13 protein-coding genes are annotated in these 14058 nt (G+C 60.8%); 3 read left to right on the plus strand and 10 right to left on the minus strand.

The window, feature by feature from the left end; all coding sequences use genetic code 11:
• Positions 1–107: 107 nt before the first annotated feature.
• Complete coding sequence (locus D8U18_RS13565; RefSeq protein ID WP_056856120.1) at positions 108–1202, minus strand: PLP-dependent cysteine synthase family protein; 1095 nt, start codon at positions 1200–1202, stop codon at positions 108–110.
• Positions 1203–1451: 249 nt separating this feature from the next.
• Here D8U18_RS13565 and nhaA point away from each other — a divergent pair, with 249 nt between their 5' ends.
• A complete protein-coding gene (nhaA, locus tag D8U18_RS13570) occupies positions 1452–2639 on the plus strand; it encodes a Na+/H+ antiporter NhaA (RefSeq protein ID WP_056856121.1) in 1188 nt (395 codons plus the stop codon).
• Between the two features lie 75 nt (positions 2640–2714).
• Here the strand turns inward: nhaA and D8U18_RS13575 are convergent, their stop codons facing one another.
• Complete coding sequence (locus D8U18_RS13575) at positions 2715–3179, minus strand: glycine zipper 2TM domain-containing protein (protein ID WP_056856122.1); 465 nt, start codon at positions 3177–3179, stop codon at positions 2715–2717.
• A gap of 169 nt (positions 3180–3348) precedes the next feature.
• On the opposite strand from D8U18_RS13575, the gene D8U18_RS13580 reads away from it, so the two are divergent.
• Complete coding sequence (locus D8U18_RS13580; RefSeq protein ID WP_056856123.1) at positions 3349–3585, plus strand: hypothetical protein; 237 nt, start codon at positions 3349–3351, stop codon at positions 3583–3585.
• Between the two features lie 5 nt (positions 3586–3590).
• Here the strand turns inward: D8U18_RS13580 and pdxH are convergent, their stop codons facing one another.
• The 5 genes from pdxH to dinG form a co-directional block, all read right to left on the minus strand.
• Positions 3591–4238: a pyridoxamine 5'-phosphate oxidase gene (gene pdxH, locus D8U18_RS13585; RefSeq protein WP_130906832.1), complete on the minus strand. Its 648-nt coding sequence runs from the start codon at positions 4236–4238 to the stop codon at positions 3591–3593.
• A 24-nt stretch (positions 4239–4262) separates the two neighbouring features.
• Positions 4263–5354, minus strand: a complete 1092-nt coding sequence (locus tag D8U18_RS13590; RefSeq protein ID WP_130904369.1) for an OmpA family protein — start codon at positions 5352–5354, stop codon at positions 4263–4265.
• Positions 5355–5468: 114 nt separating this feature from the next.
• The gene (locus tag D8U18_RS13595) at positions 5469–6614 is read right to left on the minus strand and encodes a serine hydrolase domain-containing protein (protein ID WP_056856126.1); all 1146 of its coding nucleotides are present in this window, start codon (positions 6612–6614) and stop codon (positions 5469–5471) included.
• A gap of 232 nt (positions 6615–6846) precedes the next feature.
• Complete coding sequence (locus D8U18_RS13600) at positions 6847–9348, minus strand: beta-galactosidase (RefSeq protein WP_130904370.1); 2502 nt, start codon at positions 9346–9348, stop codon at positions 6847–6849.
• A gap of 95 nt (positions 9349–9443) precedes the next feature.
• A complete protein-coding gene (dinG, locus tag D8U18_RS13605) occupies positions 9444–11588 on the minus strand; it encodes an ATP-dependent DNA helicase DinG (RefSeq protein ID WP_056856128.1) in 2145 nt (714 codons plus the stop codon).
• Between the two features lie 99 nt (positions 11589–11687).
• On the opposite strand from dinG, the gene D8U18_RS13610 reads away from it, so the two are divergent.
• Positions 11688–12146, plus strand: a complete 459-nt coding sequence (locus D8U18_RS13610; RefSeq protein WP_130906834.1) for a CopD family protein — start codon at positions 11688–11690, stop codon at positions 12144–12146.
• Positions 12147–12251: 105 nt separating this feature from the next.
• Here the strand turns inward: D8U18_RS13610 and D8U18_RS13615 are convergent, their stop codons facing one another.
• From D8U18_RS13615 to D8U18_RS13625, 3 genes are all read right to left on the minus strand, one after another.
• Complete coding sequence (locus tag D8U18_RS13615) at positions 12252–13010, minus strand: collagen-like protein (RefSeq protein WP_056856130.1); 759 nt, start codon at positions 13008–13010, stop codon at positions 12252–12254.
• Entirely contained in the window at positions 13003–13281 is a 279-nt protein-coding gene (locus D8U18_RS13620; protein ID WP_131107803.1) for a DUF1145 domain-containing protein, read from the minus strand. The genes D8U18_RS13615 and D8U18_RS13620 overlap by 8 nt, the downstream gene beginning before the upstream one ends.
• A gap of 147 nt (positions 13282–13428) precedes the next feature.
• Positions 13429–14058, minus strand: a 630-nt coding sequence (locus D8U18_RS13625; protein WP_131107804.1) for an OmpA family protein, incomplete at its 5' end; no start/stop codon positions are given.

The raw sequence follows: 14058 nt of genomic DNA on the forward strand, positions 1-14058 counted from the left end.
AGGGCCGCTTCGCGCCCCAGCGGGACGGTGCGGCGATCCGACAAGCTCCCTCGCCACGGGTACAGTGTTCTTCCCTTAAGTGAACAGCATTATCTGTAGGAGCGAGGCTAAATATTGGCGCGTAACACGCTCGCCGGCAGCGGTTCACCTCGCTCCGCACTGGCGGCAACCGCCGCCTTCAATCCGCTCAACTCATACCCTTGGTCCTTGAGCCATTTCTGATCGTAATAGGTGTCGGCATAACGCTCGCCACTGTCACACAGAATCGCCACCATCGACCCCGACTCCCCTGCCGCCTTCATATGCTGCGCAGCCATCAACGCGCCGATCAGGTTAGTGCCGCTCGACCCGCCGACATGCCGCCCCAACCGCTCGGCCAGGTAATGCATCGCCGCCAGCGACAGTGCATCCGGCACCTTGACCATTGCATCAATGACCTTGGGCAGGAACGATGCTTCTACCCGTGGCCGGCCAATACCTTCGATCCGCGAACCGTGGTCCAGGCGCAGGCTGGCATCGCCGGTCTGGTAGTAATCGAAAAATACCGAGCGCTCGGCATCGGCGCACAACACCCGGGTGCAATGCTGGCGATAGCGAACATAGCGGCCCAGGGTGGCAGTGGTTCCCCCGGTGCCAGGACTGGAAATCAGCCAGCTCGGTTCCGGGTGCTGCTCGAAGCGCATTTGTTGAAAAATCGATTCGGCAATGTTGTTGTTCGCCCGCCAGTCGGTCGCGCGCTCGGCGTAGGTGAACTGATCGAGGAAGTGCCCGTCGTGCTCGCGCGCCAGTCGCTCTGATTCGGCGTAGATCTGCGTCGGATCGTCAACCAGATGGCTTTGGCCACCATAAAAGGCGATCTGCGCGATCTTTTCCCTGGAAGTGGTCGCGGGCATTACTGCAATGAACGGCAAGCCCAGCATGCGCGCAAAGTACGCTTCGGAAATCGCCGTCGAACCGCTGGAGGCTTCGATGACCGGTGCCCCGGGCTTGAGCCAGCCGTTACACAGCGCATACAGGAACAGCGATCGCGCCAGCCGGTGCTTGAGGCTGCCGGTGGGATGACTGGATTCATCCTTGAAGTACAACTCGATGCCCGGAAAACCCGGCAGCGGCAAAGGGATCAGATGGGTATCGGCGCTGCGCTGAAAGTCGGCTTCAATGATCCGGATGGCTTCGCGGGCCCACTGTCGGTTGTCGCTCATGGTGGTTTTCTCGTTGTATCGGGCAGGAATTGGCCTTGCAACAGGGCTCAATCAGCAAGCTTAGGAAAAAACCTACATTCAGCACAGATACAGCTGCGCTCCAATACGTCGGGCAACTGCTAGGCTCAGTCCTCAGCACGGGAGTGCCTTGTAACGACATATAACAAAAAAGAATATAACTTTTGTTTTAACAACTAACGGGAATTGTTAGGGTGTAACACCTTTTGAATTCACAGATGGAGAGCAACCTTGCCTCTGCGTAGCACTTTCACGCGTTTCTTTCAGTTGGAAGCTGCCAGCGGTCTGTTATTGATCGCCGCTGCCGTTCTGGCTTTGATCATCAACAATTCGCCGCTGTCATGGCTTTACAACGGCCTGTTGGAAACCCCCGTGGTGGCCCAGATCGGCGCGCTGAAAATCGCCAAACCGTTGCTGCTGTGGATCAACGATGGCCTGATGGCGCTGTTCTTCCTGCTGATCGGCCTGGAAGTGAAGCGCGAAGTCCTCGACGGTCAACTGTCCAAGCCGTCACAGATCGTCCTGCCCGGCGCGGCAGCAATTGGCGGCATGGTCGTACCGGCGCTGATCTACTGGTTTCTCAACCGTGACAACCCGCCAGCCCTCAGCGGTTGGGCGATCCCGACCGCCACCGATATCGCCTTCGCCCTTGGCGTGCTGGCGCTGTTGGGCAAACGGGTTCCGGTGTCGCTGAAACTGTTCCTCATGACCCTGGCCATCATTGATGACCTCGGTGCAATCATCATCATTGCGATTTTCTACTCCGGCGCACTGTCGACCCTGTCGCTGGCACTGGCAGCGGCCTGCATCGCGGCGCTGATCGGCATGAACCGGCTCGGGGTGGTCAAGCTCGGGCCGTACATGATTATTGGTCTGATCCTCTGGGTCTGCGTACTCAAGAGCGGCGTGCACGCCACGCTGGCCGGTGTCACCCTGGCCTTCTGCATTCCGCTGCGCACGAAAAACGCCGAGCCTTCGCCACTGCTGACGCTCGAACACGCCCTGCACCCTTGGGTGGCCTACGGCATCCTGCCGTTGTTCGCCTTCGCCAATGCGGGGCTTTCCCTGAGCGGCGTTACCGCCGAAAACTTCACCCACGATGTGCCAATGGGCATCGCCATCGGCCTGCTGTTGGGCAAGACCGTCGGCGTGTTTGGTCTGACCTGGCTGGCGGTAAAAATCGGCATCGCCGCCCTGCCCCAAGGCGCCAATTGGGGCCAGGTGCTGGGCGTGGCGATTCTCTGCGGGATAGGTTTCACCATGAGCCTTTTCGTCGGTTCCCTGGCCTTCGAGCCGGGCGTCAGCGACTACGCCGGTATGGACCGCATGGGAATTTTGACCGGTTCGATTCTGGCGGCACTGATCGGTTATGCGGTCACGGCCATGGCGAGTCGCAAGCGTGATCCTCAGAGCGCATAGCCCTGAGTGTTAAGGCACGTTCATAAAAAACCCCGACCAGTTACCTGATCGGGGTTTTCTTTTACCCAACTACGCTTAGTGAGTAACGCGGCTCGTGCCGTCAACGGTTGCGATTCGAACACGTTCACCCACGCGGAACACTTCGTTTTCCTGAACCTGTTGCACGTAGGCACGCATGCTGCCGTCGTCTTCGCGGACGGTGATTTCCACGCCCTGGGTGCGGGTCAGGCCTTCTTCGGCCGCCGAACCCACCAGGCCACCGGCAACTGCACCGATGACCGCTGCAACGATACTGCCGCGACCGCCACCGATGGCACTGCCACCAACACCGCCAACGGCTGCGCCGGCGAGGCCGCCGATCGGGGTTTTGGTGCCTTCGATTTTTACCGGGCGCAATGCTTCGATCGTACCCATGCGAACCGTCTGCACGCGACGCGCTTCGTCACGGGAGTAGGAGTCACCGGTCAGGCTCGATTGGCAACCAGTGAGCAACATCGCCATCGTGGAAAAGGAAGCAACCAGCAGAACAGACTTACGCATAGCATCAACTCCAAAGGACAGGTATTCATTAAACTCCGCAGCTTGACGCCTGTCACGGCATCGCCCGGATAAAAATGATTTCATTCAGTTCCGGTACAGGGCCTGTGCGCGATTTTCATCACACAGTAGCGACCATTTCGGCAATCTGCGCCGCTGCCCGAGGATTTTCATGGATTACTTTATCATCGTCGTGACGACCGTTGCCGGTCTGTACTTCCACTATTGGCTGTACGTACGGATCAAACGCTGGATGGACCGCGACCTGGCACTGGCGTTAGCCGGGAATGACGAACGCAAAAAAGCGTTCATGCTCCAGCAACTGGCGAACGCTCAGGCGCAAAAGATCAAGCGTCGAGACTTGCCGCAATGGCTGGAGGCCGCTGCGGCAGGCTATCTCGAGCGGTAGACTGCTTAGGGTGCCAGGCGTTCAAGAATCCAGCCGGAGCCCTGCAAGCGATAGTTGAGACGGTCATGGAGACGGCTCGGACGGCCCTGCCAGAACTCGATGCGCTCCGGCAGCAGGCGATAACCACCCCAATGTTCAGGGCAGTGTGGCTGGCTATCGCTGAAACGCTGCTCGGTATCCTTGAGCAGTTTTTCCAGTTCAGCACGGTCGGCGATCACCCGGCTTTGCGGTGATGCCCACGCGCCAAGGCGGCTGCCCAAAGGTCGAACCTGATAGTAGGCATCGGATTCTTGTGGCGTAACTTTCACCACCCGCCCTTCGATCCGAACCTGACGTTCCAGGGTCGGCCAGAAAAACGTCATGGCCCCGAACGGATTCGCCGCCAGCTGTTGACCCTTGGCACTGTCGTAGTTGGTGAAGAAGGTGAAGCCCTTTTCGTCCAAACCCTTGAGCAGCAGGATGCGGCAATGCGGCCGACCGTCCGGGTCGACCGTGGCCAAGGTCATGGCGTTCGCTTCCACCGGTGCCTGTTCGGTTTTCACCGCGTCGGCGAACCACTGGTGGAACAGCGCAAACGGCTCGACCGGGGCTTGCGCCTCGGTCAGGCCATCACGGGTGTAATCGCGGCGCATATCAGCCAGGGCCTTGGTCATGGCGCATTCCTTTTGATTAACGAATCACTTCTTTGTGCTATCGGCCGCGGCGACTTTCTTGGTATCGGTAGCCGCTTTGGCCGGTGCAGTCTTTTTCGCCGGCGTTGCGGTTTTAGCCGGGGTCTTTTTGGCGGCCGCTTTCTTGGCCGGTGCTTTTTTCGTCGCAGGCACGGCGGCCTTCTTGGCGGCTGGGGCCGGGGTCACAGGCTTGGCCACCGGTTTGATGTCCTGCGCTGCCACCAGGGTGACCGGCGCCGGAGCCGGCATATTGTACTTGCTCAGCAAGGCAACCATGGTGTTTTGCGGGGTCACCAGCAGTTCCACGCGACGGTTCAAGGCGCGTCCTTCAACGCTGTCGTTGGCGGCACGCGGGGCTTCGCCACCCATGCCGCGCAGCATCAGGCGATCACGTTGCAGACCACTGAGACGGAAAATCGCCGCAACAGCCTGGGCACGCTCCTGGCTCAACTTGACGTTGGCGGGCGCTGCACCCGAGGTGTCGCTGTGACCGAGTACCAACACGGCAGTCTTGGGATCGACTTCGAGAATTTTCGCGACCCGGGTGAACGGGCCGAGGGTCACCGGCAGCAACATGGCCGGGCGATCCGGGTTGAACGAGCCTTCGACAGGCGCCGTCACTACCAGCACGTTTTCACGGCGCTCGAGTTGCAGGTTGCTGTCCTTGATCGCGGTACGCAGACGCGGCTCGTACTCGTCGAGCCAGGCCTGGGTGACTTTCGGATCCGGCATTGGCACGACTTTGGCGGCGCTCTGCTCTTTGCCGCCGAACGGCCACCACCATTTGCCGCCTGCATCGGCATCGGCCTTGGCTACTGCGGCAGGTTTGGCTTCAGGCTTTGATTCCGGCTTGGCGGCAGACTTGCTCGCGTCGTCATCGGAACCGAACGGCCAGTACCAGGGGCTGGTGCTTTCAGTCTTGGCTACCGCCGCGCTGGCGGCAGGCTTCACGGGAGTTGGGGCAGGTTCTTTTGCGGCAACTTTGTCGGAAGATCCGAAAGGCCACCAGCTGCCGCCATCCGCATCATTTTTAGGATTCTGTGCGCAACCGGTAATAGCGAAGCACAGTGCCAAAGCGAGGGTTGGTTTGGTTGACATTGGATATCCACAAAAATGAAGTCATAAAAAATCAGGCCGGATCGGCCCGCATAAACAGACGCTTTGAAACTGAAAAGGCTTTCGGGTTCCAGCTCCGGGAACCTTCAGCGGGTTTTACAGACAAGTGGCCAGTACCCGCACAAGCTTTTGTGCGCGCGGATCCATCAAGACGTACGGCCCCAGTGTATTTGTCACAAAACCGAAAGCCACATCGTGCTCCGGGTCAGCAAAACCAATGGAGCCACCTGCGCCCGGATGCCCAAACGCTCGTGGACCCAGACCGAATGTCGCGTTGGGCACATCCGGTTGATCGAGCATGCAACCCAGACCGAATCGGGTCCGGGTCAGTAGTGTCTTGTCCTCGCCGAGGCTGTGCTCGCGGGTCAACTCGTCGAGCATCTCGCCTTCGAGCAAGCTGCCGTCCAGCAAACCGGCGTAAAAACCGGCCAGGCTTCGGGCATTGCCGTGACCATTGGCTGCGGGTTGCTGCATGCGCCGCCATTCCGGTTTGTTGGTGCTGGTGAGGACCGACGGCGGGTTGGTGAACGCGCGCGTGGTCATGGCCGTGGGTTCGCGCATGGTCACTTGCAACAGGCGCTGGGCAGCGGCGTCGCCGACATTGCCTTTGCCGCGAGCGATATGCGCCACGCGATGGAACTCTTCGTCCGCCAGACCGACGTGGAAATCCAGGCCCAATGGCTTGGCGACCCGCGCCACGATCGATTCACCTGGCCCACGACCATCGGCGCGTCGCAGCAATTCGCCGATCAGCCAGCCATAGGTGATTGCCGCATATCCGTGACCTTCACCCGGCGTCCACCACGGTGCTTCGGCGGCCAGGGCGCCGACCATGGTTGGCCAATCGTAAAGGGCTTCGGGCGCCAGCAACTCGCGCAATGCCGGCAAACCGGCCTGATGACAGAGCAGTTGGCGCAGGGTCACGGCTTCTTTGCCAGCCGCGGCAAATTCAGGCCAATAACGGGCAACGGGTGCGTCCAGTTGCAGCTTGCCTTCGGCGACCAGCTGCAACGCAGTGACGGCGGTGAAGGTTTTGGTGCAAGAAAACAGGTTGGCGATGGTGTCGCTGTGCCAGGCCTCGGCGCCATCCTTGTCGGCGGTGCCGGACCAGAGGTCGAGCACGGTTTCGCCACCGATCTTGATGCACAACGCCGCGCCACGCTCCTGGGGATCGTCGAACAGTGCCGCGAATGCCTCACGCACTGCCTCGAACTTAAGCTCGTAATGACCCTGAATCTGCACCCGCAACTCCCCGGATAAACGCTCTACAAAGTGGCCCGCATTGTTCCAGCCCTTGACGGTTTTGGGAACAGGGTCGGGCCGGGCGGTCAATCACCCCTGGAAGTGATCGACAAATTGGCGTCGGCACTGATGCCTTCGCGGGCAAGCCTCGCTCCTGCGGTCATCGCGACCTTCACAAAACCTGTAGGCGCGAGGCTTGCCCGCGAAAAACGATAACGCGGTGCATCTGGACTCAATGCCCCTTGCCGGAATGCCCACCGGCGCCCTTCCCCGGGCCTTTGCCGGCATCGGCCTCTCTTCCGCCCTCGGCATCATGACTGGCCTTGTCCGCCTCGGCTGCGGCTTTCTCGGCCTCCTTGGCCAGCTGATCGACCGCCGCCAGATTGCTTTTGCGAACGCTATCGACAAAACCCTGGAACGGCAGATCAGTGATCCCTACCAGACCAAAATGGCCATTTTCGCCATCCAGCAGACGCCCGGTCACGGGTTGATCGAGGTATTGGAACCAGTGCACCCCGACGATAGACGGTTCGTTCAGAGCCTTTTTGAGGAAGTTCGCATAGGCCGGGCCGCGATCGTCTTCCTTCGCCAATTGCGTCACGCCGCCCCAGAATGGGCCGCGATCAGTCGAGCCGAAGTTGAATTCAGTGATTAACACCGGTTTGTCGAGGCTGCGCAGTTTGGTGAAGTCGTAACCGTCCTGCGGTTGCAAGGTGTACATGTTGAAGCTCAGGACGTCGCAATACTGGGCACAGGACTCAACGGCTTCCGGGGTGGTGATGGCAAATCGACCACCGAGCAACAGCTGGTTCGGCGCGTGCCACTTGAGCGAGTCGGAAATGGTCTTGAAGTAGGTATCGGCGAAGACTTTCTGGAAGTATTTGAAATCGGCCTCGATTTCCGGGTGCTCGGCGCTCGGCAGCGGTGGCACGAACCCAGGGTCTTCCATCAGCTCCCAGGCTGGCAGATCAATGCCCCAGGCTTTCGACAAACCGGCCTGATTGCGGTACTTGTCGCGCAGTTGCTTGAGGAACGCGCGTTTGGCCGGCACGTCGGTGGTCATTTTCAAGGTGCCGTAGGCCAAGGCATATCGGGCTTTCGGGTCGTCGCCGGGACCGGCCCAGGCCAGTTCGTTGTCGGCGTAGTAACCGATCAGCCACGGATCGTCGCGATGATCACGGGTGGCAATAGCCACGGCGCGTTCGGTGGCCATGGCGAAGCGTGGATCGAACGGGTCCGGCATGCCGCCCCACCAGTCGCTACCGGTACTGATGCTGGCGTAATCACCGACGATCGACAGCGGTAAGGTGTATGGCACGCGGTCCGCGTTGGCCAGTGATGGCGCGCTCCAGTTGCCTACGGTGTTGAAGCCCCAGGCTTGCAGACGGTCGAGGGTATGGCCGGTCCAGCGTTTTTCGTCGAATGCCACTTTGCAGGGTTCGGCGGGTGTCGGCTCAGCTGTTTTAGCGGCGGTCGCGTCGACGGCATCGGTTTTGGCCGCTTCGGCAATACCGGATCCAGCACTTGAAGGCGCCACGGCTGGCTCGACGGCTTTTTCTGCCGTTGCTTCTACCGCGTCTGCCTTGGCGGCTGCCGCAACACCGGCCTTGGTGTCGCTGCCCAGCGCGCAAGGGTCGCCGTACAAACGCTGCAAGTTGGCGCCGTAAAAATCGTACCAGCGACCGGAGTTGTAGCCTCGTCCCTGGTCGACACCATTGCCGCCGCGGTTATCCCCTTCGCCGAAATGGCTGGCCAAAGGCTCCTCAGGCTTGGGCAGGGATTCGAACATCCACTCGCGACCGGCGACATACGTCTGGCTGACGTCCGCAGCGACCGAGTTGACTCCCAACGAATAAAACGGGTGCCCTTCAGGGGTCACCAGATACCAGCGACCATCACGCTTCTCGGTACGAAAAAAACCGCTGGCCTTGAACGCAGGGCCTTTGTTCCAGCCGCCGAACTTGTCCAGCGAAGCCTTCTCGCGCTCGGCCAACCAGGTTTTCAGCTGTTGTTGTTCCTTGGCCGCGGCGCTTTTCAGTTGTTCATCGCCAGCGACCTTCTCCGGCCATTTGGCCCGGGTCGATTGACCATAAGCGTCCACCAGGCCGCCATACACCGCTTGGGTAACGGACTCGCCATCCTGTACGCCAAAGCGCTCGAGCAAGATGCTCTGGGCGACTTGCGGTTGATCCATCGACACAGTGACCGACACCACCTGGCGGCGATCCAGCTCGCCGACGCTGCTGGCCAACAGGATGCGCTGACCGTCGACGGACATCGGCATTGGCGGGCCGGCTTTCATGCCCTGATTCAGCGGCGACGTCGGCTGCAGCGGCACCAGCAGGGTTTGCGCCGGACCGGCCGGCAAATCGACACGGCTGACCAGTGTCTTGCCATCGTTGCTCTGAATAGTCACGTACAGGGTCACGGCCCAGTTCATCGCACTCTGGATTCGCAGGCTCATCACGCCCGATTGCGACCAGTCCCAGGCGCCGGTTTGCGGGCTCAGGCGCAGGGTTGGCCTGGCCACCGGGTTGAATGTCACCCGGCGCAGCACTTCGCCCTCGGGGGTTTGCTCGGCGTTGGATTGCGGCAGGCTGGCGTCCTGAGTCGCCACCTGGACCACGTCGGCGGGGCGTACAAAGTTGAACAGCGTCTGTTGTCCGGCGGGAGCCGCCAGCAAGGGCGATGCGAACAACAGGGCAAAAACGGCAGGCAACGAACGGCGAATCATGAGAACGAAATTCTCCCTAAGACCTTCAATGGGCCAATGGAAAAGCGATGGCTGAAAGATAGACAACGCGGCGGGCAAAACTGCCCACCGGTGTTTCAGGAAATTTCACGCCGGAAAGGCGGCAACGCATTGAGGATCGCTTTGCCATAGCGCTGGGTCACCAGACGCCGGTCGAGCAAAGTGATGGTGCCGCGGTCTTCTTCGGTGCGCAGCAAGCGCCCGCAGGCCTGGACCAGTTTCAGCGAGGCATCCGGCACGGAGATTTCCATGAACGGATTGCCGCCACGGGCTTCGATCCATTCCGCCAGTGCCGCTTCGACAGGGTCATCCGGCACCGAGAACGGAATTTTGGCGATGACCACGTGCTCGCAATAGGCACCCGGCAGGTCGACCCCTTCGGCAAAGCTTGCCAGGCCGAACAACACGCTGGAATCACCGCCATCGACCCTCGCCTTGTGCTTGTTCAGGGTTTCCTGTTTCGACAGGTTGCCTTGAATGAACACCTGCTTGCGCCAGTCGCGGTCGAGGCCGTCGAACACGTCCTGCATCTGCTTGCGCGAAGAGAACAGCACCAGTGTGCCGCGCGAACCTTCGACCAGGTCCGGCAGATCGCGGATGATCGCCGCGGTGTGCGCCGCCGCATCACGTGGGTCGGCGTTCAGGTTCGGCACTCGCAACACACCGGCATCGGCATGATGAAACGGGCTCGGTACCACGGCGGTGACCGCTTTTTTCGGCAGGCCGGCGCGCATGCGGAAGCGGTCGAAGGTGCCGAGGGCCGTCAGGGTCGCCGAAGTGACCAAGCAGCCATGGGCTACGTTCCACAGGTTGCGTCGGAGCATTTCCGCCGCGAGGATCGGGCTGGCGTTGACCTCGATGTCGAACAGCGAGCCGCTTTCGGCCAGGGTCAACCAACGGGCCATGGGCGGGTTGTCTTCAGGGTCTTCAGCGGTAAACGCCACCCACAACTCCCAGTTGCCGGAAGAACGGGACAACAGGCTGCCGAACAGCGGATACCACTCTTCGGCCTGGTTGCTGGCGATGCCGATGTTGACCTCGCCGTCCATGCCTTCCTTGAGCAGTTCGGTGAGGCGCGTGAACAGGTCGGTCAGGCGGGCAAAGCCTTTCTTCAACTCGATGCCCATCTCACGCATGTGCTCGGGAATCACTCCGCCGACGAAGCGATGACGCGGGCGTTCGCGACCTTCGACATCTTCGCCGGGCTTGAAATCGGCGGCCTGTTCGCAGGCGGTGAACATGAATTGTTGCTGGGTCTTGATCTCCCGAGCCAGCTCCGGCACCTGCTCGATCAACTTGCCCAGATCCCCGGGCAACGGGTGTTGCGCCAGCAGTTTGGTCAGGTTCTTCGCCGTGGTTTCCAGCCAGTCGGCGGTGGAGCGCAGGCGCGTGTAGTGGGCGAAGTGGCCGATGGCCTTGTCTGGCAGGTGGTGGCCTTCGTCGAACACGTAGATGGTGTCGCGCGGGTCCGGCAGCACAGCGCCGCCGCCCAACGCCAGGTCAGCCAGCACCATGTCGTGGTTGGTGACGATCACGTCTACCTTGCCCATGCCTTCGCGGGCCTTGTAGAAGGCGCACTGGCCGAAGTTCGGGCAATGACGGTTGGTGCATTGGCTGTGATCGGTGGTCAAGCGTGCCCAATCGGCGTCTTCGAGCGCGGTGGACCAGCTGTCGCGGTCGCCGTCCCACTTATTGCCGGCGAGTTTCTCGATCATGCTGGTGAACAGCTTCTGGCTGGCCTCATCGACCTCGATCTTGAAACCTTCTTCTTCGAACAATTGCGCCGTGGCGGTTTGCGCGTGGCCTTCCTGGAGCAACATGTCGAGCTTGGACAGGCACATGTAGCGCCCGCGCCCCTTGGCCAGGGCGAAGCTGAAATTCAGCCCGCTGTTGCGCATCAGGTCGGGCAGATCCTTGTAGACGATCTGCTCCTGCAGGGCGACGGTGGCCGTGGCGATCACCAGGCGCTTGCCAGCGGCCTTGGCGGTGGGGATCGCCGCCAGGCTGTAGGCCACGGTCTTGCCAGTACCGGTGCCGGCTTCCACCGCGACAATCGCGGGGTCGCCACTGCGCCGGCCTTCGTCGTCGGTGTCGATATCACCGAGGACTTTGGCAACTTCGGCGATCATCAGGCGTTGGCCGTAGCGCGGCTTGAGGCTCTTGGCTTCGAGAAAACGCGAGTAGGCGCCCTGGATCGTGGTTTTGAGTTCAGTGCTGATCATGAATTGTCGGGCGCAAGAAACGCTGGATAAATTTTCAGTAGTTTGATTCGGCCGCTATCATACCCCGCTAATGAATCCCGCGCAGAACGGAGTACCCGAATGACACCTTTTAGCCTTGTTTATAGCCTGCATGTCCTCGCCGCACTGGTGTGGGTGGGCGGCATGTTTTTCGCCTGGATGGTCTTGCGTCCCGCGGCGATGACAGCGCTTGAGGGTCCTGCCCGCTTGAAGCTGTGGATTGAAGTGTTTCAAGGTTTTTTCCGCTGGGTCTGGGGGGCGGTCGTGCTGTTGCCAGTCAGTGGCGTGGTCATGCTGAATCTGAATTTCAGCGGTTTTGAACACGCGCCGCGCTATGTGCAGGTGATGATGGGGTTGTTTGTGGTGATGACGGCATTGTTCATCAGGATTCAGGCGTTGATGCTGCCGGAGTTGCGCGCGGCTGTGCTGGCGCAGGACTGGCCGGCGGGGGCTGCAGTGCTGGGGCGGATTCGTCGGTTGGTGGGGATCAACTTGATTGTCGGGTTGGTCGTGGTAGTTGTTGCTGCCGCTCGACCATGATCGTTCCCAAGCTCCGCGTGGGAACGCCTCAAGGGACGCTTTGCGTCCAGTGACGCGAAGCGTCACGGGCTGCATTCCCACGCAGAGCGTGGGAACGATCAATGCTTACAACCGCTGCACGACCACCGAGCCTGCCGCCCCGGCAGGTCCCGGTTGCCCATCGGCACCTGGTTTGCCGCTCTTGCCGCCATCGGCTTTATAGATCAGGCAGCCCTTGGCCTTGCCACCCGCTCCCGGTTTTCCACCGGGTCCGGCCAGGCCACCCGCACCGCCGGCCACTTGAACCTTGATCTGTTCTGCCGGGTAATCACGCGGCACCACCAGTTTGACCAATGCCCCCGGTGCGCCTGGCTGGCCGTCACTGCCATTGCTGCCATCGGCACCGCGTCCGGCCTGGCCCCAGGTACAGCCCGGGGCTTGACCGTTGGCCCCGTCGAGACCGACAAACCCCGGAGCCCCCGCACCACCGCGCGCGTCGACGATCAGTTGCGGGGCATTGAGCGTCTTGATTTGCAGATTCAGGTTGCGCCCGGAGCGCGCGGCCTTCTGAAAAGTGCCCGGCGCGCCGCGAGCGGTGATCTGGCTGCCCTCGGACAATTGAGCACGGCTGACTTTCAATTCCAGCGCCTGCTCGCTGGGTACAATCGCGATCCGCGCATCACGTCCCAGATGCAACTCGCCGACGGTGACTTCAGTCACGTTCGACGGAATCAGTAACGTGCCGTAATCGGCGACCTCCAGACGTTCCAGTTGCAAGGTGCTGGCGGTGTTGGGCAGACGCATCAGCGAGTTGGTTTCGACGCTCACCACCTGAGCGCAGGCCAGTGGACTGATGAGTACGGCGAGCAGACAGAATTTACGCATGGGAAGCCTTGGATGCGGAGGGAGCGGGAATGGTTTGCAGGTGGAAAACGCCGAAAATGACAATCTTCAGTCGATCACGCCAAGGGTGCGCGCGGCCTCTGAGGCTGCGGTAGCACAACAGCGCTTCCAGTAGATGAAGGATCGCCAGAATACCGCCGGCCAGATTGACCAGCAGATGCAGCGGATAGGCAAATGGCGTGAACAGGTTGACCAGCACCACCAGCCAGAACAGCAGGGTCAACAGCTTCCCCAGCCCCCAAATCACCTTCATACGCCCCTCGATGGGAATTATTCTTTGAGCGCACAGTAACGGCTTCCACGCGGGATAAGCCAGAGGGCAAGCGAAAATTCTTGTTGAAGATCGCCGAATGGCCGTCGAAACGCAGGAGATCTGCGTTCGACAGCTCTAACCCGCGGTTCAGCGATTGATGTGCAGTTCCACGCGACGATTTTTCGCGCGGCCTTCCTCGGTTTCGTTATCGGCCACCGGCTGGCTTTCGCCCTTGCCCTCGCTGGTGAGTTTGTTGGGTGCCACACCCTGGCTCAGCAGATATTCCGCCACGCTGCTGGCGCGGCGCTCCGAAAGGGCCTGGTTGTAGCTGTCCGAGCCAACGCTGTCGGTATGGCCGATCACCTTGATGTTCACCACATCGGCGTCCAGCAATTTGCTCATGATCGCATCGAGCTCGCTTTGCGCGGTCGGGGTCAGGTCGGATTGATTGAAACCGAAGAACACGTCGTTGCTCAACGTGATGACTTCAGGCGCAGCAGGTTCTGCAGGTTTCACGCTGGCCGGGTATTGCGGCAGCGGGCAACCATGATGTTCCACAGGCGTGTTGGCCGGTGTGTCGGGGCAGCGATCGCGGCGGTCGAACACACCGTCGTCGTCTTCGTCACCGTCCTGGGCGTAACAGATCAAACCACCGGTCAATATACCGAGCGCCGCTCCACCCGCCGCCCAACCGCCACTTTCGATAGCGCCCAGGCCTCCACCGACCAGTCCGCCAATGACGCTGCAGATCGGCCAGGTACGTTGATTGAGGGGGGC

The sequence above is a fragment of the Pseudomonas sp. Sample_10 genome, assembly GCF_004321495.1.
GTDB lineage: Bacteria > Pseudomonadota > Gammaproteobacteria > Pseudomonadales > Pseudomonadaceae > Aquipseudomonas.